The following is a 24,321-nucleotide window of genomic DNA, read 5'->3' as shown; positions in this document are numbered from 1 at the left end:
AGACTATTTGCCCTTGAACTCCGGTTTACGTTTTTCCATAAAGGCTTTGACTCCCTCACTGTAATCGTAAGTTTCACCAGCTTCAGCCTGCAGGTTGGCTTCCAGCTTCATCTGGATTTCAAGGTCGTTAGCGAATCCGGCGTTAAATCCGCGTTTAGTTAGCCCAAATCCTTTAGTTGGCATTTTCGCCAATTTGGAGGTAATAGCTTTTGCTTCGTCCATAAACTGGTTGGCTGGAAATGCTTTCCAGATCATCCCCATTTCAACGGCTTCTTTAGCTGATACTTTTTCTCCCAAAAAAGTGAGGGCCGTAGCTCGGGCCAGACCGATTAACCGGGGCAAGATGTAGGTGCCTCCGCTATCCGGTATCAACCCAATTTGAGAAAAGGACTGTATGAATTTGGCTTCTTCACTGGCAATTACAATATCACAGGCAAGAGCAATATTGGCTCCGGCTCCGGCGGCTGTTCCGTTTACAGCGCAAACGACCGGCTTTTCAAGCTTTCGAATTCCCTTGATAATAGGAATGTAGGTGTGATGGACAATTTCGCTGAGGTCTCTTTCCGGATCGTCAGAAACTTCGGTAGCCTCTGCCAGATCCTGCCCGGCACAGAAAGCACGACCTTCTCCCGTTAGCAGAACACAACGCACATTATCGTCTGACTCGGCCCGGTGGAGAGCTTCTTTCAACTCACTGGCCATTTCAAAGATAAAGCTATTAAGTTTGTCAGGACGGTTTAGGGTGATAGTGAAAACGCCATCAGTTAGGTTAGTTGTGATCACAGGCTTGAAAATTAAAAGTTTGAAGGATTATGAACTAAGTAAATGTAGAGAAAGGAAGGCAATCACAAAAGTCTGTGATCTTATATACATTTAAAATGCTCGAAAGGTTGGTCACAATTATTGCAAAAATATTGTGACTTACATGCAGTAGAGCCAAATTGACTCACTAATTTGGTTTCAAATGAATCACAAAAAGGGCAGGGTACAATCTTTGTGCTCGACAGGTTTTTGAGGAAGTCATCTTCCTCTTCCGACTTTTCAGGAGGTGCAATGCCGTAATCCTTAAGCTTGGCTTTGGCTTCCTCTGTCATCCAGTCGGTGGTCCAGGTTTCTGCAAAGTCGAGCTTAACCGAAAAATCTTCAACACCCCGTTCTTCCAGCTTTTCATTTACCAGCTTTTCGATGGCATTCATAGCCGGACAACCAGAATAGGTTGGGGTAATTTTTACCAGAATATTACCATTTTCACCAACCTCAACTTTACGGGCAATTCCCATCTCTACGATGTTTAATACCGGTATTTCGGGATCTGTTACCTCTTTGAGGTAATCCCAAATCTGCTCTTCGGTATGTAGCTGTATTGTTGACATTTGTAAGTATTTAGCAGGGAATTTTGGGTAATTGGTATTGAGTGATTTTGAGGATGGAAAATCTCAATACTAAATACCGTAAACTATTTCCACTCTGCATCGGGATGCGAACGCCGTAAAAATTGCATTTGAGCCAACATATGACCTAAATGCTCGGTATGAATACCTTTACGGCTGCCGGTCATCATAAATTGATCCCAATCGGGAACCGTGAGTGTCGCTTCAGTTAACGTTTCTTCAACCAATTTCTTCCATTCATCTTTGAATTCAGAGGAATCAATTGCGATGCCTTTATCGATCAAAAACTCATCAATTTCATCCATATAAAAGAGCTCGTCGATGTACATCCAGAGTTCATCAAAGGATTCCTGAATGCGATTGTGACTTTCCTCGGTTCCATCTCCCAAGCGTAAAACCCATTCCCGGCTGTGGCGGAGGTGGTATTTAATTTCTTTCAGGTGCTTGTTGATCATACCTGCGAATTGCTCGTCTTTAGCTTCTTTCAGTCGTTCGTATTGGAAATAACTGAAGGCGCTGAATAAAAATTGCCGGGCTATGGTGAAGCCAAAATCACCTTTTGGAAGTTCGCAAAGCTGGAGGTTGGTGAAATCACGGTCATCCCTGAAGAAGGCAAAGTAATCTTCATCATGACCTTCGTCCTCAATTTTCGCTGCGTATTCGTATAAAGCAGTAGCATGTCCAATAAGATCTAAAGAGATATTAGCGAGTGCTAAATCCTCTTCCAGCTGAGGGCCATGTCCGCACCATTCAGCATTACGCTGTCCCAGAATGAGGCGGTCATCTGCCAATCTCAGCAGATAGGTCAAAAACGCGTCTTTTTTTATCAATTCTTTTGTAGCTGTACTCATGATCTTTTCTTAACGGCTCGTGGTACACTGTAAAATTGTGGATGTCGGTATGGCTTGTCATTTGCCGGGTCGAAAAAAGGCCCCATATCTTCCGGTGTGGATGCGGTTATATATTTCGATTCAACCACCCAAATGCTGACACCCTCATTTCTGCGGGCGTAAGTGTCTCTCGCATTTTGGAGAGCCATTTCTTTATCCGGGGCATGAAGGCTGCCGGCATGTTCATGTGGTTTACCTGATTTGGGCTGTGTGAAAACCTCCCAGAGAGGCCAATTGTCTTTGTTCTTTTCTTCGGACATTAAATTTGTTGATTATCATTCAAAAGAAATGTCATCCTGAGGCTGCTGCCGAAGGATCTTCATAATGAGCGTATATAAATTGTGAAGATTCTTCGCTTTCGCTCTGAATGACTTTATTAGATTACGATGCCTTTTCCTGGCTCAGTTTCTGCTTGCGGGCATATTCAGTCGCCGCCTCCCGAACCCATTCGCCATTTTCATGAGCATTGCGGCGGGCTTTCATACGCTCCCGGTTCATGACGCCATTGCCTTTCACTACGTTCCAGAATTCATCCCAGGGGATGTCACCAAAATCCCAGTGTCCTGTTTCTTCATTGTATTCCAAATCCGGATCGGGAAGGCTAACACCAATGGCTTCGGCTTCCATCACCATGCGGTCAACAAAATGCTGGCGAAGTTCGTCATTGGTTTTAAGCTTCACCTGCCATTTAATGAGTTCTGCACTATTTGGAGAATCTGAATCGTGCGGTCCAAACATCATAAGGCTTGGCCACCACCAGCGGTTCACTGAATCCTGAGCCATTTTTTGCTGCTCAGGAGTTCCGTCCGCCATCTTGGCGAGCATTTCATATCCCTGCTTTTTGTGGAAGCTTTCTTCCTTACAAATACGAACATTAGCGCGGGAATAAGGACCGTAGGAAGAACGGGCCAGCATGGTTTGGTTTACAATAGCCGCTCCGTCCACCAACCAGCCAATAGCACAAATATCAGCATAAGTCATGGTAGGGTAATTGAATATGCTGGAGTACTTGGCACTGCCGTATAAGTACTGGTCAACCAGTTCGCTGCGATCAATACCCAGCGTTTCGGTAGCACTATATAGATAAAGTCCGTGACCGGCTTCATCCTGAACCTTGGCCAGGAGCACAAGTTTCCTCTTTAAAGAAGGAGCTCTTTCGATCCAGTTTCCTTCCGGCAACATGCCCACAATTTCGGAGTGAGCGTGCTGGCTCATCATCCTGATTAACTGCTGGCGATACCGTTCCGGCATCCAATCTTTGGGTTCTATTTTTTCTCCCGCGTCAATACGGGCTTGAAATTCGTCTAACTTTTCTTGGTTTTCCATGAGGTAAATATACGATTTTTTGGAAGCGCTTTTCAGTCTCTTTAACAGGAATTTAAAAAGAGAAGTTCGGGAATTGAAATTTCTGTCTAGATAATTCAAAATTTTCATTTCATGGAAAGAATATTTTTATGCAGACGTTTTCTTAAAACTTTCTAGAAGATCAAAAAAGCTTGATACTCTTTTCGAGATAAAAGTTCGTACTCATTTCCGGGGTTTTAAATCAACCTAAATCTTTTTCAGTACTTCAAGGCACCCCTAAACCATTAAAAAACAGCTGGAAAATAAAAGTGTAACAATTTACTCCCAGCCTACTCTTTGTAGCAGAATATCAGCGATAGGTTTGGATATCAAATAACTGTTAGGCTTTTAGTTACAGGTACCAGGGTTCCTATAGCTGTATATCCTATTCACGACAAATAATTCAAGAAGAACAGGCACGATTACTTATAACAAAATACGTTGGTTATGGCTGATCGTTTTACTGAGAAAAGGAGTACTGCATGGATCGCATAAAAACTATTCTGAAAAATAGTCCGTTTATAATTGCTCTCGTTTACATCCTGATTGGTGCCGTTTGGATACAGTATTCTGATCAATCTGTTCTCGCCTATTTCGATGATCCGAAAATGATTACATGGGTTCAGTCACTTAAAGGATGGTTTTTTGTATTAGTGAGCGGGGTCATGGTATATGCATTGGTGTGGAAAAATAATTCGTTACTCAGCGAAGCTTTCGATAAGCTAAGCAAAAGCAGGGACGAGTTTAAAGCTACTTTTGAATACGCCCCAGTAGGCATAGCCCACCACAAGCCCAACGAGAATTGGATTCAGGTAAATCAAACGCTCTGTGACATGCTTGGATATACAAGAGAGGAATTGCTAACACTTAATTTTGAAGATTTTATTCACCCAAAAGACTTAACTAAAGGAAGGACTTTAGATCAGGAACTGGCTGACCAAAAACATCCATTTTTTAAAATTCAGAAACGATACCGGAGAAAAGACGGAACCTATTTCCCGGGCCTTGTATCAAAATCTGCTGTGTTTAATGGTGAAGAAAAACCGGCATATCTGGTGGTTATGCTTGAAGATATAACAGAACAGAAAGAGGCAGAAAAAGCCTTAAAAAAATCTCTGAAAGCCAAAGAAACATTACTTGCCGAGATACACCACCGGGTGCGAAATAATCTGGCGTTAATATCTGCATTATTTGACCTGCAGGCCATGTGCACCAAAAACGAAAATGTTCATGCTATCCTGCACGACAGTAAAATGCGGCTCAAATGTCTTGCATTGGTACATGAGTCATATGCTGATGCAGAGAAAACCTCTCATATAAATTTTGGAGATTATCTGAATCAGTTAGTAGAGTTTGTATATGACACATTTAAAAAAGAACAGGGTAAGAATAAGATCAAACTTAAAGCAGACCTCCCCGATTTAAACCTCAATATCAATCAGGCGGTACCCGCTGGATTATTGTGTAATGAGTTGCTGCTTAACGCCTATCTGAACTCATTTGACGATATTACTGAACCCATTATTGAAGTAGGAATTGAACAGGAAGGAGAGCAGGTTATTTTAACTATTTCTGATAATGGCGAAAAAAGCAGTGCCGACTATAACCTGGAAAAACCGGAAAGCCTGGGGATGCTTCTTGTTAAAACACTAACCGCTCAGCTAAACGGAACGTTATCTGCTACAGAACAGGATAAAAAAACATCATTTGAACTCAGGTTTCAGAAAAGGGATGCAAAAGGCCCGAGTAGTGCGCTTTAAATTACGGCTTCTTCTTAACGCTCGTTTTTCTAAGCCCGATGGAATATTGAATAAGGAACATTGAACATTCAATAATGAAGTAGTTTTCGTTACGAAGTTTTTGCTTCGTAATGCATACTTGGGAACTCTGTTTCCGGTGAAAACAAAATTGCCAAGTCTAACAGGACCCTATCTCTGTCTCTTTCCCTCCGGCACGCCTGAATAAAATTCTAACCTTTTGCGACCGCCTCAGGGCAAGAGGACGCTTTGGTGGGAGTTTTGGCAGGTAGTACAATCTGGACGAACTGCCATGTTCGAAACTTGTTCGAAACCTTCTTTCCAATTTACTCTCGCTTTCGCTATAATCCGTTGATATTAAATTGATTTAAACCAAAGCTCTTGGTCTGACGACTCCAAGCTCGTCCGACCAATGGCTGGACTCGGGGAAACATGCCATTATTCCAAAAAGCTCAAAAAATTGATGACCGGAAAAAGGTTAAAGAAGCATGGGCAGAAATTTTTGATTTAGATTCAAAGAATACCGCTGAGATACTTAGAAAATTAGGGGAAGTAAACAAACTTCCGGCCACAATAAGAGAGGATGTCATTAGCCATGAAGATGAGAATCATCAATTGCATCTGAAAAAATTGGGTGTTGTAGAAAGAGCTCTTAGTAATATCAATTTTAACTCAAGTTGGCAGGGAATAAAGAAGCAATTAGATGAAGCGACTGTTTTATCTATCGAGCATTGTTCAGATATGCTTTCAAAATATTCTAATGAAAAAGTACTTGAAGAAGATGATTTAGAAGTACTAAGAAAAAAAGTTCAAGAGTTTAAAAATGATCTCTCTGGATATGAAATAGATCATCAATTGAGTAGCCTCATTTTTGATAAAGTCAATGATATTGAAAGAGCAATATTTGATTACGAACTGAAAGGCACTGCCTTAATTCAGAAAGAAGTTGAAAGTGCATTTGGCAGTTACTTTATGCAAATCGAAGTAATGCAAAAGGACGAAAAGATTGCTGTAAAGTTTTTTGAGTTTTTATCTCATATCTCTGCATTAATACATGTTTCGGAATATGCTCCGGCTCTAATGGAACACGTGGTTAAGTTGTTAGGAAATTAATCATATTCACAGATGAGCTTATAGGAAGATATAATTAGAAAATTTTTCCAAGAAGCCTTTAATAGATAACAAAATGACTCAATGTACAACATTAATGATCGAAGCAAGGAACTTTGCAATCAACTCACAGGTTGATTGATATGAAGATTGTACGTATAATAGACGCTCCTCAACCAGTATTGTATGCTGTGCAGTACACGGGAGAGGAAATTCATGAACTTTATAGAAATATAGATTTATGGATTGACCCGGAGTATCTAAGAGAATTTTTTAAAACACATGAAAAAGATTTAAAGGCCTATTGTGAGTTCCATGGAGTTTTGTATAGTATCAATGATGCCGTAAGAAAAACTATCAATGACATTGAAAACTTAGAAGAAGTTTTAATAGAAAAAGCTGAAAACGGGATAAATGACAAAGAGGAAATCCTTGAAACTCTTTTTAAACCACTACACAACAAAGAAAAAGACCAGCGTTATCCTTTACAAGAAAGCAAAGCTACTTTAGATGAAGAAACCTGGCTTAGATTATATGCTATTCGAATTGATAAACATTTGTATGTGATTACCGGAGGAGCCATAAAGCTCACTGAGGATATGAATAACCGAGACCATACCAAACTTGAATTGAAAAAGATGGATCAGGCCGTTAGATATTTGAAGAATAAAGGTTTGATCAATGAAGAAGAATTTGAAAAGCTTGAATTAGGGATTTGAGATATGACAGATATTAGAAAAAAAATAGAAGAAATTGCCATTGATGATACCAGTGGCTGGAAAGAGGATGCAAAGTATCGTCGTGCCAATAGAAAGTGGTTACGAAAATCTCAGGATATCGCCCTCCGTATTTTAGATGTTCTTGATGAGAAAGGTATGCAGCAAAAAGAATTGGCGGAAGCACTGGATGTTTCTCCTCAGCAAATCAGTAAGATTGTAAAAGGGAAACAAAATTTGACTCTCGAAACAATCTCCAAATTGGAGCAGGTGCTTGGAGTTGAATTGGTTGGTGTACCTAAATATCGAACCAAGTTAGATGTGGATAAAAAAGAGGTTAAAACAAATCTTGGAAAGCGGAAAAAACCAAGTGTTGGTGCTCAGGTAGATTTTGGAGATGTTTTTACACAACCATTAGATTCGGATTATAATTATAGAGAAGCGGCATGAGCAAAGAATTAGCACTTAGTTTTCGCTTGGTAAGCATTAAAACCGATGAGTTTGCCATAATTGAGGATAGTTTTGAGGAAGAAGGGAAAGTTAGTCTTGAATCTTCTTTCAACTTTCGGGTAGATAAAGAAAAACACATTTTAGGGACTACTGTTAAATTTCAGTTTGAACAAAATGACAAGCCTTTCTTAATCATTTCTGTGACCTGTGGCTTTGAAATGGAAGAAGAAGCCTGGGAATCATTGATTGACGTAGACAATAATAAAATAATAATACCGGAAGGTTTTGCTTCTCACATGGCAGTATTAACAGTTGGTACTGCCAGAGGTGTACTTCATGAAAAGACTAGCGAAACAGATTTTAGCGATTTCATTATTCCTCCAATCAATCTTACTAAAATCATTACTGAGGATATCGAAATTGAGTTGAGTGTTGATTAGTGAGTGAAGTAGTTAATCTCATCTCCAACGTCCCGCCGGACCACCCGGTCCGAGTGAGCAGCAAAGAGATTTATTCTCATCAAGATGCCCCGCCTCTAACTAAAACGGCAATAGCCAGGCAGCCCAAACAAATCCAAGAGCCACAAATTTTTACTCTTATGGAAGCGCTTTTTATTTTGTATTTTCTCAGTGAATAAAGATTAAATAAAAGCGTGAATATGGCTAACCAATCAGATACCCTGAAGCGACCTCTGGAAGAAAAATTTGATGATCATCTTGGGCTGCAGGATGTAGATTATGTGGAACACTATGTAAACAATGCCAAACAGGCTGCACATTTCTACATCACTACCTTTGGCTTTCAATTAAAAGGGTATTCAGGCCTGGAAACAGGTATTCGTGATCGGGCTTCCTATTATCTGGAGCAGGGAAATATCCGGTTTGTGCTTTCGGCTCCTCTCAACAGTGATTCACCCATTGCCAAGTTTGTTCAAAAGCATGGAGATGGTGTCAGAGATATAGCCATGCATGTAGAAGATGTAGACCGGGCTTTTAATGAATCGGTGAAGCGCGGGGCAGAACCTGTACTGGAACCTCATGATATGAAAGATAAACATGGGACCATCCGGAAAGCAGCCATTAAAACCTATGGAGATGTCATTCATTCCTTTATCGATCGCTCTGAGTACAATGGATTGTTTATGCCGGGATTTGAAGCCAAGGAGAGTCTGGTTAAATCGGAGCCGGTTGGCGTTGAGTTTGTGGATCATTGCGTAGGGAATGTAGAGTTAGGCCGAATGGAAGATTGGGTTGATTTCTACCGCGATGTACTTGGATTCACTCAATACATAAGCTTTGATGACAAGGATATCTCTACCGAATACTCGGCATTAATGAGCCGTGTAATGGCGGGGGGAAGGGGAATGATTAAGTTTCCAATCAATGAGCCCGCCGATGGTAAGAAAAAATCCCAGATTGAAGAATACCTGGATTTCTTTGAGGGTCCGGGAGTGCAACATATTGCATTGCTGACCGGAGATATTATTGGCACGGTTACCAAACTCAGGGACCGCGGCGTGGAATTCCTGAAAGTTCCGACTACTTATTATGAAGAACTGGAAGACCGGGTCGGTAAAATTGATGAGCCTATTGAGAAGCTGGAAGACCTTGGGATTTTGGTAGATCGTGATGACGAAGGTTATTTGCTTCAGATTTTCACAAAACCAGTTGTTGACCGGCCTACGTTATTCTTTGAAATCATTCAGCGTAAAGGTGCACGAGGATTCGGAAAAGGAAATTTCAAAGCGTTATTTGAAGCCATTGAACGCGAACAGGACGCCAGAGGCAACCTTTAATCAATTTAAAATTCTAGATTAAAAATTAAGAATTGGAAAGAGCCAATTTTAAATTTTTAACTTTTTCATTTTTAATTCAGAAGCCATGTATTACCACGCATTAGGGAAGATCCCACATAAAAGACACACGATTTTCCGTCGACCGGATGGGGAATTATATACCGAAGAGCTTTTTGGAGCAGAGGGATTCCATGGGAACAGTTCGCTGCTTTACCATCACCATATGCCAACACGTGTGGTTAAAATTGAGGAAGGAGCAGAAATATCCGTCAAGAAAGCGGATGAAAAAACGCTCCGGCACCGGCTGTTGAAAACCAAAGATATTCCTGCGGGTGGCGATCCCATTACCGGGCGAAAAGTGCTGATGTTCAACAACGATATTCAAATTGGAACAGCCCGCCCGACCGGAAAAATGGATTATTTCTACCGCAATGGGGAACATGATGAACTGTTGTTTATCCACGAAGGTGAAGGACATATTCAGTCTGTATTTGGTCGCCTCGATTTTGGTTATGGCGATTACATCTTCCTGCCAAGAGGCACAACCTATCAAATGAATTTTGAGACGGATGAAAACCGGTTTTTATTTACGGAATCCACCGGTCCAATCGAATTCCCAAAGCGCTATCTCTCAGAAATGGGGCAGTTTATGGAAAACTCTCCATTTTGTGAGCGGGATTTCCGCCTGCCTTCTGAACAGCTTTTCCACCCTGAAGAAGGGGAGTTCGAAGTAAGAATTAAAAAAGGCGGTCGGTTTCATCATTATACCTTCGATCATCATCCTTGCGATGTAGTCGGTTGGGATGGATATCTGTACCCATGGATTTTCAATATTAAAGATTTTGAACCGATAACCGGACGCATTCACCAGCCACCACCCGTTCATCAGACCTTCCGGGGACATAATTATGTAGTATGCAGTTTCTGTCCGCGTAAATTCGATTATCATCCCGAGTCTATTCCGGCACCTTACAACCACTCCAACGTCGATTCCGATGAGATGATCTATTATGTGGAAGGGGATTTCATGAGCAGGAAAGGAATTGGTTATGCCGATATCACTTTACATCCCGGTGGTATTCCGCACGGACCTCAGCCCGGTAAAGCGGAAGCAAGTATTGGAGCGGAAGAAACCGATGAGTACGCGGTCATGATTGACACTTTCCACCCGATGTATGTAACCGAAGAAGCCATGCGCCTGGATGATCCAAGCTATCCGTATTCCTGGCTCGAGGATGAGTAGAACATCGAACAAGGAATAACGAACATTTAACATTGAAGTGATAATACCTGGTGACGATCGCTCTGAGTCGTCACCAAATTCACTACGACGCAGAGCGATCGTAGCGAGTACAATTGAAATCAAGGGAATCCATAAATCCCACAAATCATGGTTCAAAATTAGCTTCTGAACCTTGATTTCAATGATTAAAGGATTAGCAAGATTACTAAACTCAGACTCGAACTACTAAAACCTAATACCTTGTAACTAACACCTATCCTCTTCATATTCCATCCATCCATCAATTTAGAATCTCAAAATTCTGTCATGAGAAAAGTTCTGTTTACGCTCGCTTTTTCACTTCTCACCTTATCACTCCTCGCCCAAACTACCACCCAATACGAAATCTCTTTCGAAAACGCCGTTCATCACGAGGCTGAAATTTCAGTGACGTATACCAACCTGGAGGATAAGATACTGGAAGTACGGATGAGCCGGACTTCTCCCGGACGATATGCACTTCATGAGTTTGCCAAGAATGTATATGGAGTGAAGGCAACTGACAGCAAGGGGAATGAGCTGGAAATCACACGACCCAATCCGCATCAATGGAATATAAGCGGACATGACGGAACCGTGAAGTTTGAGTACACTCTTTTTGCCAATCGGGGAGACGGGACTTATTCACAGGTAGATGAAACCCATGCGCATCTCAATATGCCGGCCACTTTTGCCTGGGCAAGAGATTACGAGCACCGCCCGATTGAAATCACTTTTGACGTCCGGGAAGATCTGAACTGGAAAGTAGCAACTCAGCTAAAACCACTTGAAGGAGCAACCTTTTATGCACCTGATTTGTATTACTTCCTCGACAGTCCGGTAGAGATCGCTGATTTCCACGAGCGACAGGAAGCCATTGACGGACAGTTGATTAAGATGGCTTTGCATACACCGGCAACGGATGAAGAAGCAGATGAATACTTTGGAAAGGTGATGGCCATTGTGAACGCGCAGGTGAATCTTTTCGGTGAGCTTCCTGAATTTGATTACGGGGAATATGTATTTCTGAGCTGCTATATGCCTAACGCAAGTGGTGACGGGATGGAGCATCGGAACTCTACTATTGTTACCAATTCCAAGCCTTTGGATCGCCCGCTTGGAAATACCAGTTTGGGAACGGTTTCGCATGAGTTTATTCATGTCTGGAATGTAGAGCGTATTCGTCCGGCTAGTCTGGAGCCTTTTGATTTTGAGGAAGCCAACATGAGTGGAGAGCTCTGGTTTGCTGAAGGTTTCACCAGCTATTACGATGACTTGATTCTTCATCGTGCGGGGATAAATACGGCCGAGGAATATGCGGCGGCCCTGGATGGCGGATTGAACTATGTTATTAATCGTCCCGGGCGAGAGTTTTTCTCTCCGGTTGAAATGAGCTATCAGGCTCCCTTTGTGGATGCAGCCACGTCAGTAGATCCTCAGAATAAAACAAACACCTTCATTTCTTATTACACCTATGGAAGCGTTTTGGGACTCGGGCTGGACCTTTCACTCAGAAAAATGGACGGCAACAAAAATCTGGATGACTTCATGAAATTAATGTGGAGGAAGTTTGGAAAGAAGGAGGTTCCCTACACCAACAGAGACATTCAGGCTACGTTAGCTGAATATGCAGGAGCTGATTTTGCGGAGGCGTTTTTTGAGAACTATATCTTTGACAGTCAGCTGCCAGATTACCAAAGTTTACTAGCTGATTTCGGGATCACGCTTGTTAAAGCCAATCCCGGCAAGGCGGTTCTTGGAACCGATATCGAAATTGAAGACGGAATCGGTAAGCTGGAATCGAATGCGATCATCGGTTCACCCATATATAAAGCGGGAATTAATACAGATGATGAAATTTCGTCTATTGCCGGAACTGCCTTGAGTGAAGTGGAATCGGTGGATGATATTCTTAGCGGGTACAAACCCGGGGATGAAATTGAGGTTAGGTTCACCCGGTGGGGGCAAGAAAAATCTGTTAATGTAACTTTAGCTGAAGATTCGACTCTTAAAACAGAGTTGAATTCAAAAGCGAACAGAAAGGCTAAAGAAAAAAGAAATGCCTGGCTAAAAAATTAAGCATGATTTAATTGCAGATGGTTTTTCAGGTTTAATGCCCTTATAATAAGCCGTCTCTAAAAAAAGAGAGATTCTACAAGGTTAACGTGTTATGGATATTGTGTATATGAACAACAGTTTTATGGCAAAACTAGCCAAATCAATTCTTTTGTTTGTGTTGGTGATTGGATTATCAGCATGTAAAAACTCAGAATCGGTAAGTAATAATTCTGATTCAGATAGCTCAACAGTTTCTGAAAAGGCCACTGAAAATGGCACTGAAATGACTAAGGCCGAGATGGAAGCTTTATACTGGGCCCGTCGGGACAGTGCAAAAATGAATTTTACTCAAGCTGATGTAAAGTTTATGACCGGCATGATTGCCCATCATGCTCAGGCCTTAATTATGTCGCGATTGGCTCCGGAGAATAATGCCAGCCAGCAAATTCAAACACTCGCAGCAAGAATCATCAATGCCCAGAAAGATGAAATTCAGTCGATGCAAACCTGGCTTAGAGATCGTGATCAACCGGTGCCTGAAGTACATATAAAAGGGTTGAACCTGATGATTCACGGGCTTGGGGAAGATCATATGAAAATGGATCACACCAACATGGCAGGGATGCTTTCACCGGCTCAGCTAAAAGAACTCAGCGAAGCCAGGGGCGATGAATTTGACCGGCTGTTTCTAAAGTATATGATCGATCATCATAAAGGAGCAGTAACTATGGTTACCAGGTTATTCGATACGGACGGAGCAGCCCAGGATGATGCAGCCTTCAAATTGGCTTCAGACATACAGGTAGATCAGCGTACGGAAATTGACCGAATGCAACTGATGCTGGATCGAATTACAGCTGCAAATCAACAGTAGAAAGAAAATCAAGTCAACAAAAACTCAGTAATTTAACTATGAAAAAATCGAACCTATTTCTCACTTTGATGGTGACGGTGCTGATTGGAGCTTATGGTTGTTCGTCTTCTTCGATGATGGACGACTCAAGCTCAGCAAGCATGATGCCATCTATTGAACCAAAACCGGTAACGGAAGCTAACCCTCCAAGTCCAGACCCACGGGTTGGCCTGAAAGCCGGTTTATTTGATGCTGGTGAAGCTTCCTGGAACCTCAATATGCTATCTCAAACTCCACCCCCGGAAGATTTTGTAGGGGTTACAAACTCAGATTTAGCTTTTAAAGGTAATTACGCTATTCAGGGGAACTATAATGGTGTGGTTGTATGGGATGTTTCAAATCCGCGGTCACCTGAACTGGTTGTTGACTACTTATGTCCGGCATCGCAAAGTGATGTATCTGTATATGGAAACCTGCTTTTTGTATCCGGTGAAGGATTGGGAGGCCGGCTCGATTGTGGTACCGAAGGTGTACAGGAAACAGTAAGTGAAGAACGGCTTCGCGGAATCCGGATTTTTGATATCACAGATATTAAAGAGCCAAAATATGTATCAAACGTTCAAACTTGTCGCGGTTCACATACGCACTCTGTATTGAAAGACCCTGAAGACGACGAAAACGTATATATCTATGTTTCTGGTTCTGCTCCGGTTCGTCCAAATGAAGAATTGCCAGGATGTTCATCTGCAATGCCGGATGAGGATCCGAACTCAGCCTTGTTCAGGATAGAAGTGATACAAGTCCCGCTGGACAATCCGGAAGAAGCGGCAATCGTAAACTCTCCACGAATTTTCGAAAACCTGGAAGCAGCTCCTACACACGGTATGGCTCCGGCCGACAAAGCTGCGTTGGAAAAAGCCAAGGAAGAAGGTGCTTTTACTGCGGTTATTTTTGGTCAGGAACGTGTGATTCCAGGTCAGTATGTAAGAATGATTTTATCGAATGTAGCACAGCAGAGAGCTGGCGAAGGTGCAGAGCCTACAGCAGCTGACAGTGCTTACGTGCGTGAAAATATCCAGATGATGGTTGACCAGCAATTTGGTGTGGGTGGAGATGATGAGGAAGACGAACGTGGTCCTAACCAGTGCCATGACATCACATTATATCCTGAAATTGGATTAGCCGGTGGCGCTTGTGAAGGCTATGGTTTACTGCTTGATATTTCTGACCCGGCAAACCCTGTAAGAGTAGACGCAGTTGCTGATTCTAACTTCTCTTACTGGCACTCTGCTACCTTCAGCAATGACGGAAGTAAAGTGTTGTTCACAGATGAGTGGGGCGGTGGCGGACAGCCAAAATGCCGTGAAACGGATCCTTATGAGTGGGGAGCAAATGCTTTGTTTACCATTAATGAGAACAACAAGATGGAATTCCAGAGCTATTACAAACTCCCGGCTGCTCAAACACCACAAGAGAATTGTGTAGCCCATAATGGTTCGCTTATTCCGGTTCCGGGACGTGAAATTATGGTGCAGTCGTGGTATCAGGGTGGAATTTCCGTGTTTGACTGGACTGACCCCGCCAATCCGGTTGAGATCGCATTTCACGACCGAGGCCCTGTTGATTCAACTCGTATGCAAATGGGTGGTAGCTGGTCGGTATACTGGTACAATGGTATGATCATCAATTCAGAAATCGCTCGTGGTATGGATATTTTTGAGCTGGAAGCAAATCCATTGCTTACTCAAAATGAAATTGATGCGGCTAATACAGTGAAGCTCGATTACCTGAATGCTCAGGGTCAGCCTATGTTTGAATGGCCTACTACCTACGCTTTAGCTAAAGCCTATGTAGATCAGCTTGCACGCGACAAAGAGATGGGAGCATCCGAAATCTCTGCACTCAGATCTGGAATTGCGAAAGCAGAGAAGTCCTCTGGTTCAGATAAATCAGCATTGCTAACTGAATTGGCTGGTGGAATTGATACCTCTGGTTCTGCAAAAGCAGGCAAGCTGGCTCAAACATTACGCGATTTAGCATCAATGTAAATCTGAACAGCAGATAGAAAATTTAAACCCCGGGTTGGTGAAAACTGATCCGGGGTTTTTGTTTATTAGAATTTAAATAATACTCTTACGTAGGTCATTTTGCAGCGTATGTCCGAAATTTTGTTTTATCCCAACTAAAGAAACCACAGTTGCACCTCTGCCTGTCCATTCCCATATTCTGCAAATTTTTAAATTAAAAACCGCCATGAAAAAACTCCTAACGCTCAGCCTGATATTCATCTTCGCCACTCCTCTTATAGCTCAAAACTATCCGCATATTCTGCCTATGAAGGAACGGGCAGCTGTAATCGATGATATGCTAAAAGATAAGGTTCAGAACTACCTGCCGGAATTGATGAGGGAAACTGATATCGATATGTGGATTGTGGTTTCCAGGGAATACAATGAAGATCCCGTTATTGAAACCATGCTTCCGGCTACCTGGCTTGCTGCCCGGCGCCGAACTATTTTGGTAATGCATGATTTAGGAGCGGGGAAAGGAGTGGAAACGCTGGCGGTTGCCCGGTATGATGTGGGAGAAACATTCAAAAAGGCGTGGGATAAGGAAAGAGAACCCAATCAATGGAAGCGGCTAAAGGAAATCATTGAAGAACGGAATCCGGAAAAAATCGGAATTAATATTTCTGAAATTTGGGGACATGCAGATGGCATGGTGGTCACTGATTACGAAGAAATGAAAGAAGCCATCGGAAAAAAATACTCGGATCGTCTGGTTTCAGCCGAGAAGCTGGCTGTACGATGGCTGGAAACCCGTACGAAAAAAGAAATGCAGGTGTATCCCCAAATCGTCAGAATTGCCCATGAGATTATCGCTGAAGGATTTTCAGATGCTGCCATTCAGCCGGGAATCACTACTACCGAAGATGTGGTTTGGTGGTATCGGGAGAAAATCAGGGAATTAAAGCTGAATACCTGGTTTCATCCAAGTGTATCCATTCAGCGGGCTGATCCGGAATCTTTTGACCACCTCAGGACCTTTGACAGTCGTCCCGGCGAAAACGTGATTATGCCCGGGGATTTACTCCACGTGGATTTCGGAATCACCTACCTCAGACTTAACACCGATACCCAGCAGCATGCGTATGTGCTTCGCCCGGAAGAAACCGAGGTGCCTGGTTATTTAGTGAAGGCCTTCGAAAATGGAAATCGCCTGCAGGATATCTTCACCAATAATTTCAAAGAAGGCCGTACAGGGAATGAAGTGCTAAAAATGTCGCGGGAGCAAGCTATAGAAGAAGGGCTTAAGCCCAGCATCTACACCCACCCCATTGGTTATCACGGTCATGCAGCCGGAACTACGCTTGGAATGTGGGATGCTCAGGGTGGCGTGCCAGGGGATGGCGATTACCCGCTTCACCTGAATACCGCTTATTCTATAGAGCTGAATGCAGCTACCTATATTGAAGAGTGGGGCAAGGAAATCCGGATTATGCTGGAAGAAGATGCGTTCTTTGATGAATCCGGAGTTTGGTACATAGATGGACGCCAGCGAGAAATTATGACGATTCCACGCATACCGGCAAAACAATAAAGGAATGAAGATTCGTAAAGCGAATCAAAATGATCTGGATGAAATTCTGAACCTGTTTACAGATACGATTTCTGAAGTAAACAATCGGGATTATTCACCATCGCAAATTAAAGCATGGAGTTCAAGCTCTAAAGATACAGACCGGTGGTTGCTTAAAATTCGAGAGCAGTATTTTTTGGTGACTGAAGAAGAGGACTGTATCACAGGATTTGCCTCCATCACAAACGAAGGCTATCTCGATACGATGTTTGTTCACAAAAACCATCAAAGAAAAGGCATCGCCAAAACCCTGATTACCGCTTTGATAGATTATGCGAAGGAAAATCAGCTCAAAGAAATAATAACGGACGGGAGTATTACAGCCAGGCCGTTCTTCGAAAAGCATGGTTTCAAGGTCATTAAAAAACAAATGGTGAACAGAAAGGGGATTGAGATTGCGAATTATAAGATGAAGAAGCTGTTGTAAAGCCATTTCTTGCCTTTTTAGCTTTCATCCGCTACCATCTCAAAAAAGTTGGAGTACCATGAAATTCAATACCTTAGAAGAAAAGATTGCACATGCCCGGACTCTGGAAAATTCACCGGAGGATTTGCAGGATGATTTCTTTAGTCTGCTGAAAAGAGGCATTGGGAGCGACAAAACATATCTTACCTACAGGGACGCTGGTCAGAATCGTACAGAGATTTCTTACCGGGAATTCTATGAGCATGTAGTAAACACCGCCCGTTTCTATCAATCTAAGGGACTTCAGCCCGGGGATAAAATTGCCACCATTTCCCACAATCACTGGCATACGGTGATTCAGTATTTTGCGGCCTGGTTCTGCGGACTGGTAGTAGTGCCGGTAAATCTTGGGGAAGATGACAACCGCATCGCCTACATTCTGGAAAATGCCGAAGTGAAGCTGGCCCTGGTCAGGGATGAATATGCAGAACGTATTCAGACGGTTATTGATGAAATAAGTCAGCTGGGGGATATAGAAGTAGTTGTTTGTAATGATTCCGTTGATTCTTTTTCTGCCGAGGAAGGCGAGCTTCGGGAGGCTAAGGTTAGCATTGAATCTGAAGCTCTCATTGTATTTACCTCGGGCACTACGGGAAACCCAAAAGGCGTTGTTTTAACTCAGTGTAACCTGCTGGAAGATGCCCGAACTATCAGTCAGTGGCACAACATTGATGGTCAAACAAAAATGATGTGCGTATTACCTATTCATCATGTAAATGGTACGGTTGTGACTATGATAACCCCGTTTTTTGTGGGCGGATCTACGGTGTTGAATCAGAAGTTCAGTGCGGGGCATTTTTTTAAAGCCATTGAAGAAGAGCAGGTTCATGTCGTGAGTGTGGTGCCAACGTTGCTTCAGTATCTCACAAATTATTATGAAGGAAAAGAAGCCCCGGAGTCAGAACAGTTTCGCCATATCATTTGCGGGGCCGGACCGCTGACGGTGAAAGTAGCCCAAAACTTTGAGGAGAAATTCGGGATTCCCATTATCCACGGGTATGGACTTTCCGAAACCACCTGCTATTCCTGTTTCATACCTGCGGAACAACCCAAAGATGAACACAACAAATGGATGCGGGATTTTGGCTACCCAAGTATTGGCATTCCGGTTCCGGCCAACAACATGGACATTCAGGATGAACAAGGTAACTCCATGCCGGAAGGCGAACGTGGCGAGATCGTCATTCGAGGGGTGAATGTGATGAAAGGATATTTCAATAACCGGGAAGCGAATGAGTCGGCCTTTAAAAACGGCTGGTTTCGAAGCGGTGATGAAGGTTTTATCAAAAAAGACGAAGAGGGGAATTCCTACTTTTTCATTACCGGCCGGTTAAAAGAGCTGATTATCCGAGGGGGCATTAACCTGGCTCCGCTGGAAATTGATGAAGTGGTCAACAAGGCTCCGGGTGTGAAAGCCGGAATAGCTGTGGGATTTGAAAACGACTGGTACGGAGAAGAAGTTGGAGCGTATGTGCAACTGAAAGAGGGAGCTGAGCAAGACGAGCAAGTCATTTTAGATTACTGCCAACAACATCTGCCATTCTCCAAAGCCCCAAAAGTAGTGGTATTTGGCGAAGAGTTGCCAGTGACTTCCACCGGAAAATACCAGCGTCTAAAGGTTGCGCATCTGTTTGAGAAGTGGAAAGAAGTGCAGTTTAGGAAGTGATATTTTTAACACTTGTTGCTAAGCCAGAGCGTGGCAACGCAGTCAGGAATGAAGGAGCTTCCGGAAGGGCATCACGAAGGAGGATCTATGTGACGAGTAGATAATGACGCTCATCTAATAAACGACTCTCCAATCTTAATAGATAAGCCTAAGTTCAGTGGTAAATTCAGGCTTTTTTGTAACATTTTGAAATCTATTCTCTCTATCTAATATATAACAATAAAAATAGAGGGGTTGTCTTATGGGGAAAGACAAAAGGCTCGGTATTTCTATGGCCATAGAAATACTCGAAAAGAATTATCTAGAAATTCTAACAGTAAGTGAGTGGGCAGAAAAAATGGGATATTCGAGGTCTCATTATTGCCGAATTTTTAAAAAAGAATTTGGAATATGTCCCAAAGATCAACTAAAAAGTTTTCGACTTAGCCTTATAAAAAAAGAAATTCGCAAGACTCCTACAGCAATCGGTTTTAGAATTGCTGTAAATGCAGGATTGGCTAACGAAAAGTCACTTCATAAATTTTTATCAGCTAATTTTGATAAAAATTTAACAGCCTTAAAACAAGAACTGGCAATGGGTTACGAGTAAAAGCACAAATTGGGGGGCGATATATCTTGAAAATAATAGAATTACCTATTTAGTTATTAGAAATTAAAAAGGTCGGGAAATTAATTTTCGTATGGGTTTAAAAAAATCACTAGATCGGGTAGAGTATTTAGATTATTTGATAAGAAGGAAATGCACAGGTACTCCCAAAGAACTGGCTGAAAAATTAGGCATTTCGGAACGATGGCTCTATGAAATACTAAACGAATTGAAGCATGATTTTGATTGCCCTATCAAGTATTCAAGGAGGAGAAGGAGTTATGTTTATACTTGCAAAGGTAGTCTTGTAATAGAGTTTATGAGTAAAGACGAGCAAAGAAGCTTAGGAGCTGGATATACAAGTTCTCTTTCATACAATAAATTTTTGTCCACTGCTGTATAACTGCAGTATTAATTACAATTATAGGTAAGCCGATCAGGCTTGATTATAATTTTAATTAAATAAAAGGTATTAATTATGAATAGAAATAATATTCTAAAAACCAATTATTACTTAATAAGTAAAGATAAACAAAAGAAGATAAACGGAGGAGGGATAGGTTGTGCTATTGGAAAATTTCTTGCACGTGTTGTTAAAACGGGCATAGGAAGTAGTCCAGGAGGTGCGGCTGTAAATTCATCAGGTAGTTACTGGATAGCTGCAAATAATCAATGTGAAAACTAAGGGATAAAACTATGAAAACAGAAAAAAATAACTTAATAGAACTTACTAATATTGAAATGCAATCTTTAAGTGCTGGCTTTGGTGTACCTTGGGCTAAGATTGGGAAAAAAGTATTAGAAAATATAGCTGTTGAAGAAGCAACAGAAGCATGGAATTGCTTTTGGGATGAGTTACTATAAATCAATAATTAGGTGAATGAGATAACCACTCATTCACCTTTTTCTGGATATGCTTTTCCCAAAAGAAATCCTTGAACAAACCACACAAAGCCTTTCGGTTCGGCATACTGTAAGCTCACAAATTTTGTACAGCTCTACCCTGTGTTTTGTGATAGGTTTATTTGCAGCTCTTCCCTTCATTCAAGCTGATGTAAGTGTGAAAAGTAACGGCGTGATACGAGCTGCCACCGAACGGCAGGTTCTTAAAGCTCCGGTTACGGGAGTAATTTCGGAATTTAAAATCGAGGAAAATTATCCTGTTCAAAAAGGGGAACTACTTGCAGCCATTGACTCCGAAGAGATAGAACAAAGTATGGAATACAACCGGCAGCGCCAGTCAGTACTTAGGAAGTATATTTGGGATTTGAAATCCATTAAAAGAAAATTAAAAGGCGAATCACAAATTTCTTTAAGCACTCCCCTATATCGTTCAGAATGGTTGGCTTTTGAACAGGAAAAAACTGACTTGGAGGCAAGTGTTCACAATATTGAGTCTGAATATAATCGCCAAAAGCAACTTTTCGATAAACAGCTAATCAGTCAAGCCGAATTAGAGCAACAAACATTTCAACTTGAATCTGAAAAAAGAAGATTAGAATTACTGCAAAGATCAAAATTAAATAGCTGGCAGCAAGAATTAGACAATTTTGAACAAGAATTAAAAGGGCTACAGGCTGATCTTACTCAATTAAAAAAGGAAAAAGAACGGCACTCTCTATACGCCCCGGTAGATGGAGTCATTCAAAATGTAGCAGGCATTTCTGAAAAAAGCATGATCTATGTAAATGAAAAAATTGCTGAAATTTCACCGAATACGGCTTTAATTGCAGAGCTGTATGTTTCTACCCGAGATATAGGTTTACTGAAAGAAGGAATGCAGGCCCGATTCCAGATTAATGCATTCGATCATAATCAATGGGGGAGTTTGTATGGTTCTATTTCTGAGATATCAGATGATGTAACCGTTATACAAGACCAACCTGTTTTCTTGGTGCGATGCAAGTTGAATCAGGATTTTCTGGAGCTGCCTAATGGTTATAAGGGCAATCTAAAAAAAGGAATGGTACTCCAGGGAAGGTTTATTGTAACTGAAAGGAGCCTTTTCCAACTGTTATATGATAATGTAGATGATTGGCTGAACCCGGCATAAAAGAGAGTAGAAATGAATATTAATAGAGTTGGGGTCAAACAGCATGATATAACCGATTGCGGTGCGGCTTGTCTAGCTTCCGTGGCGGCACATTATGAATTAAAAGTTCCTATTGCTAGAATACGGCAGTATGCTTCAACAGATAAAAAAGGCACTAATGTTTTAGGAATGATTGAAGCCGCTGAAAAATTAGGCTTCGAAGCCAAGGGCGTAAAAGGTGAAATGGACAGTCTTACCCAAATTCCGTTACCTGCTATCGCCCATGTTGTTGTGAAAGATGTACTCCATCATTTTTTGGTGATTTATCAAGTGACAAAAAAGCATGTAGTGGTAATGGATCCAATGGATGGGGGAAAGCATAAGATTGAACGATCAGATTTTGAACAGAAATGGACGGGTGTACTTATTTTACTCTTGCCTTCAGAAGAGTTTACTCCTGCTGATGAAAAAGTCTCCATCATGAGCCGGTTATGGTTTCTGATGAAACCGCATAAATGGGTATTAATTCAGGCTTTTTTTGGAGCGTTGATTTATACCATTATTGGATTGTCAACAGCTATTTACGTGCAGTTGATTATTGATCATGTGCTCACAGGCGGGAATATGAATTTATTGAATCTACTAAGCGTGGGGATGATCACCCTTCTCATATTTCAAATTTTCATTGGTGTGATCAGAAGTTTGTTTGTACTTAAAACCGGGCAGCTGATGGATGCACGATTAATATTGGGCTACTACAAACATTTGATACGTCTTCCCCAGCGATTTTTTGACACTATGCGGACCGGTGAAATTATTTCAAGGATTGGGGACGCCGTAAAAATTCGCGCTTTTATTAATGATGTTTCTATTAATCTTGCCGTAAGTGTGTTAACAGTAGTTTTCTCATTTGGCTTGATGTTTACGTATTACTGGAAACTGGGTCTGGTGATGCTCCTGATTGTTCCCGTTTATGGTATCATTTATTTGATTACAAATCACATAAACAAGAAAACGCAACGCAAGGTCATGGAAAGCGCAGCGGATTTAGAATCTCATTTAGTAGAGTCTATAAACTCTGCCTCTACTATTAAGCAATTTGGCTTAGAAGGATTTGCTAACATGAAAACGGAAACCCGTTTCGTGGGATTGCTACAGCATATTTATCGCTCGGGGCTAAATTCCATCTTCTCTGGAAACTCAACCCAATTTTCATCCCGGATATTTACAATCATACTGCTATGGGTAGGGGGATATTATGTTTTACAACAGTCTATCACCCCTGGAGAACTGTTGTCATTTTATGCCCTCATAGGTTATTTCACAGGGCCGGTAAGTCAATTAGTTGGGATGAATGTACAGATACAAGATGCCCTGATTGCAGGTGATCGTTTATTTGAAATCATGGACCTTGAAAAAGAAAAAGAAGGTCAGGAAATAGATATAAATCCAGAAAATATTGGAGCCATAGAATTTAAAAACATCGAATTTAGATATGGGTCACGTGTAACCGTATTCGAAAATTTTAGTATTGCGATACCTAAAGGAAAAATTACGGCTTTTGTAGGTGAAAGCGGTTCTGGAAAAACAACGCTAATCAATATTCTGTTAAAATTATATCCTATTAAAAGTGGCCAGGTTTTAGTTGGAGATATAAACCTTGATTATATAAGCAACAAAAGCTTGAGAAAAAATATAAGTGTAGTTCCTCAAGACATTGATCTTTTTGATGGTAATGTTACTTCAAATATTGCCATTGGTGAATTGGAACCAGATGTGGAAAAGATTATTGGCATTTGTAAGAAATTAAACATTCTTGATTTTATTGAAGAACTTCCCAATAGTTTTAATACCTATTTAGGAGAAAATGGGGCTTCATTGTCTGGAGGACAAAAGCAAAAAATTGCCATCGCAAGAGCTTTATACAAAGACCCTGAAATTTTAATTCTTGATGAAGCGACTTCTTCGCTAGACTCATCAGCAGAGAATTATATCCAAAGAACCGTAGAAGAACTTAGAAAGGAAGGGAAGACCATTATTCTGATTGCACACAGACTTAGCACTGTACTTGGAGCGGACAAAATTTGCGTTTTGGAAAAAGGTAAGCTAATTGAAGAAGGGAATCATGAAAGCCTTTTTTCAAAAAAAGGAGCCTATTATGGCATGTGGAATAAGCAATTACCGATAGACTTAAACAAACTTCTTAAGAAGAACGGTATAAAAGCCTAAGTATATATCTTATGTGTTTTTCTTTTGAAAGCCCGGGTGAAGGTTGAACCTGTCTTTGCCGGTAGCCTGCCTGCGGTA

At 41.5% G+C, this 24,321-nt stretch carries 23 protein-coding genes; 18 read left to right on the top strand and 5 right to left on the bottom strand.

Annotated features, from left to right (window positions below):
- Positions 1-3 precede the first annotated feature (3 nt).
- The 5 genes from RIB15_RS03600 to paaA all read right to left on the bottom strand — a co-directional run bounded on the left by RIB15_RS03600 (position 4) and on the right by paaA (position 3,607).
- Positions 4-783 carry an enoyl-CoA hydratase-related protein gene (locus RIB15_RS03600; RefSeq protein ID WP_350200784.1) on the bottom strand — a complete coding sequence of 260 codons (780 nt, stop codon included), beginning with the start codon at positions 781-783 and terminating at the stop codon, positions 4-6.
- An 80-nt stretch (positions 784-863) separates the two neighbouring features.
- Positions 864-1,373 carry a 1,2-phenylacetyl-CoA epoxidase subunit PaaD gene (gene paaD, locus RIB15_RS03595; RefSeq protein ID WP_350200783.1) on the bottom strand — a complete coding sequence of 170 codons (510 nt, stop codon included), beginning with the start codon at positions 1,371-1,373 and terminating at the stop codon, positions 864-866.
- A gap of 83 nt (positions 1,374-1,456) precedes the next feature.
- Positions 1,457-2,242, bottom strand: coding sequence for a 1,2-phenylacetyl-CoA epoxidase subunit PaaC (gene paaC, locus RIB15_RS03590; protein ID WP_350200782.1), 786 nt, complete (start codon positions 2,240-2,242; stop codon positions 1,457-1,459).
- Positions 2,239-2,541 carry a 1,2-phenylacetyl-CoA epoxidase subunit PaaB gene (paaB, locus tag RIB15_RS03585; protein ID WP_350200781.1) on the bottom strand — a complete coding sequence of 101 codons (303 nt, stop codon included), beginning with the start codon at positions 2,539-2,541 and terminating at the stop codon, positions 2,239-2,241. The genes paaC and paaB overlap by 4 nt, the downstream gene beginning before the upstream one ends.
- A 121-nt stretch (positions 2,542-2,662) precedes the next feature.
- Complete coding sequence (gene paaA / locus RIB15_RS03580) at positions 2,663-3,607, bottom strand: 1,2-phenylacetyl-CoA epoxidase subunit PaaA (protein ID WP_350200780.1); 945 nt, start codon at positions 3,605-3,607, stop codon at positions 2,663-2,665.
- 500 nt (positions 3,608-4,107) lie between these two features.
- Here paaA and RIB15_RS03575 point away from each other — a divergent pair, with 500 nt between their 5' ends.
- The 18 genes from RIB15_RS03575 to RIB15_RS03490 all read left to right on the top strand — a co-directional run bounded on the left by RIB15_RS03575 (position 4,108) and on the right by RIB15_RS03490 (position 24,243).
- The gene (locus RIB15_RS03575; RefSeq protein WP_350200779.1) at positions 4,108-5,385 is read left to right on the top strand and encodes a sensor histidine kinase; all 1,278 of its coding nucleotides are present in this window, start codon (positions 4,108-4,110) and stop codon (positions 5,383-5,385) included.
- A 429-nt stretch (positions 5,386-5,814) separates the two neighbouring features.
- Positions 5,815-6,495 carry a hypothetical protein gene (locus RIB15_RS03570; protein ID WP_350200778.1) on the top strand — a complete coding sequence of 227 codons (681 nt, stop codon included), beginning with the start codon at positions 5,815-5,817 and terminating at the stop codon, positions 6,493-6,495.
- Between the two features lie 140 nt (positions 6,496-6,635).
- Positions 6,636-7,211 (top strand): hypothetical protein, encoded by a 576-nt coding sequence (locus RIB15_RS03565; RefSeq protein ID WP_350200777.1) that lies wholly within the window; start codon positions 6,636-6,638, stop codon positions 7,209-7,211.
- A gap of 3 nt (positions 7,212-7,214) precedes the next feature.
- Positions 7,215-7,658, top strand: a complete 444-nt coding sequence (locus tag RIB15_RS03560; protein WP_350200776.1) for a helix-turn-helix transcriptional regulator — start codon at positions 7,215-7,217, stop codon at positions 7,656-7,658.
- Positions 7,655-8,098: a hypothetical protein gene (locus RIB15_RS03555; RefSeq protein WP_350200775.1), complete on the top strand. Its 444-nt coding sequence runs from the start codon at positions 7,655-7,657 to the stop codon at positions 8,096-8,098. The genes RIB15_RS03560 and RIB15_RS03555 overlap by 4 nt, the downstream gene beginning before the upstream one ends.
- Positions 8,099-8,316: 218 nt before the next feature.
- The gene (gene hppD, locus RIB15_RS03550; RefSeq protein WP_350200774.1) at positions 8,317-9,453 is read left to right on the top strand and encodes a 4-hydroxyphenylpyruvate dioxygenase; all 1,137 of its coding nucleotides are present in this window, start codon (positions 8,317-8,319) and stop codon (positions 9,451-9,453) included.
- An 85-nt stretch (positions 9,454-9,538) separates the two neighbouring features.
- Positions 9,539-10,696, top strand: a complete 1,158-nt coding sequence (locus RIB15_RS03545) for a homogentisate 1,2-dioxygenase (protein WP_350200773.1) — start codon at positions 9,539-9,541, stop codon at positions 10,694-10,696.
- Positions 10,697-11,002: 306 nt separating this feature from the next.
- Entirely contained in the window at positions 11,003-12,793 is a 1,791-nt protein-coding gene (locus RIB15_RS03540) for a M61 family metallopeptidase (RefSeq protein ID WP_350200772.1), read from the top strand.
- Positions 12,794-12,884: 91 nt separating this feature from the next.
- On the top strand, positions 12,885-13,646 hold the full coding sequence (locus RIB15_RS03535) for a DUF305 domain-containing protein (protein WP_350200771.1): 762 nt from the start codon (positions 12,885-12,887) through the stop codon (positions 13,644-13,646).
- Between the two features lie 38 nt (positions 13,647-13,684).
- Complete coding sequence (locus RIB15_RS03530; RefSeq protein ID WP_350200770.1) at positions 13,685-15,673, top strand: LVIVD repeat-containing protein; 1,989 nt, start codon at positions 13,685-13,687, stop codon at positions 15,671-15,673.
- A 205-nt stretch (positions 15,674-15,878) separates the two neighbouring features.
- Positions 15,879-17,225, top strand: coding sequence for a M24 family metallopeptidase (locus RIB15_RS03525; RefSeq protein WP_350200769.1), 1,347 nt, complete (start codon positions 15,879-15,881; stop codon positions 17,223-17,225).
- Positions 17,226-17,229: 4 nt separating this feature from the next.
- Entirely contained in the window at positions 17,230-17,691 is a 462-nt protein-coding gene (locus tag RIB15_RS03520) for a GNAT family N-acetyltransferase (RefSeq protein ID WP_350200768.1), read from the top strand.
- A gap of 58 nt (positions 17,692-17,749) precedes the next feature.
- A complete protein-coding gene (locus tag RIB15_RS03515) occupies positions 17,750-19,396 on the top strand; it encodes a class I adenylate-forming enzyme family protein (protein ID WP_350200767.1) in 1,647 nt (548 codons plus the stop codon).
- 241 nt (positions 19,397-19,637) lie between these two features.
- On the top strand, positions 19,638-19,985 hold the full coding sequence (locus RIB15_RS03510; protein WP_350200766.1) for an AraC family transcriptional regulator: 348 nt from the start codon (positions 19,638-19,640) through the stop codon (positions 19,983-19,985).
- A gap of 475 nt (positions 19,986-20,460) precedes the next feature.
- Positions 20,461-20,667 carry a hypothetical protein gene (locus tag RIB15_RS03505; protein WP_350200765.1) on the top strand — a complete coding sequence of 69 codons (207 nt, stop codon included), beginning with the start codon at positions 20,461-20,463 and terminating at the stop codon, positions 20,665-20,667.
- 11 nt (positions 20,668-20,678) lie between these two features.
- Positions 20,679-20,846, top strand: a complete 168-nt coding sequence (locus RIB15_RS03500; protein WP_350200764.1) for a hypothetical protein — start codon at positions 20,679-20,681, stop codon at positions 20,844-20,846.
- 49 nt (positions 20,847-20,895) lie between these two features.
- A complete protein-coding gene (locus RIB15_RS03495) occupies positions 20,896-22,035 on the top strand; it encodes an HlyD family secretion protein (RefSeq protein WP_350200763.1) in 1,140 nt (379 codons plus the stop codon).
- A 12-nt stretch (positions 22,036-22,047) separates the two neighbouring features.
- A complete protein-coding gene (locus RIB15_RS03490) occupies positions 22,048-24,243 on the top strand; it encodes a peptidase domain-containing ABC transporter (protein ID WP_350200762.1) in 2,196 nt (731 codons plus the stop codon).
- Positions 24,244-24,321 lie beyond the last annotated feature (78 nt).

The sequence above is a fragment of the Gracilimonas sp. genome, assembly GCF_040218225.1.
Taxonomy (GTDB): domain Bacteria; phylum Bacteroidota; class Rhodothermia; order Balneolales; family Balneolaceae; genus Gracilimonas.
Note: the sequence above shows the minus strand (reverse complement) of the source record. Positions and strands in the feature narration are given on the sequence as shown.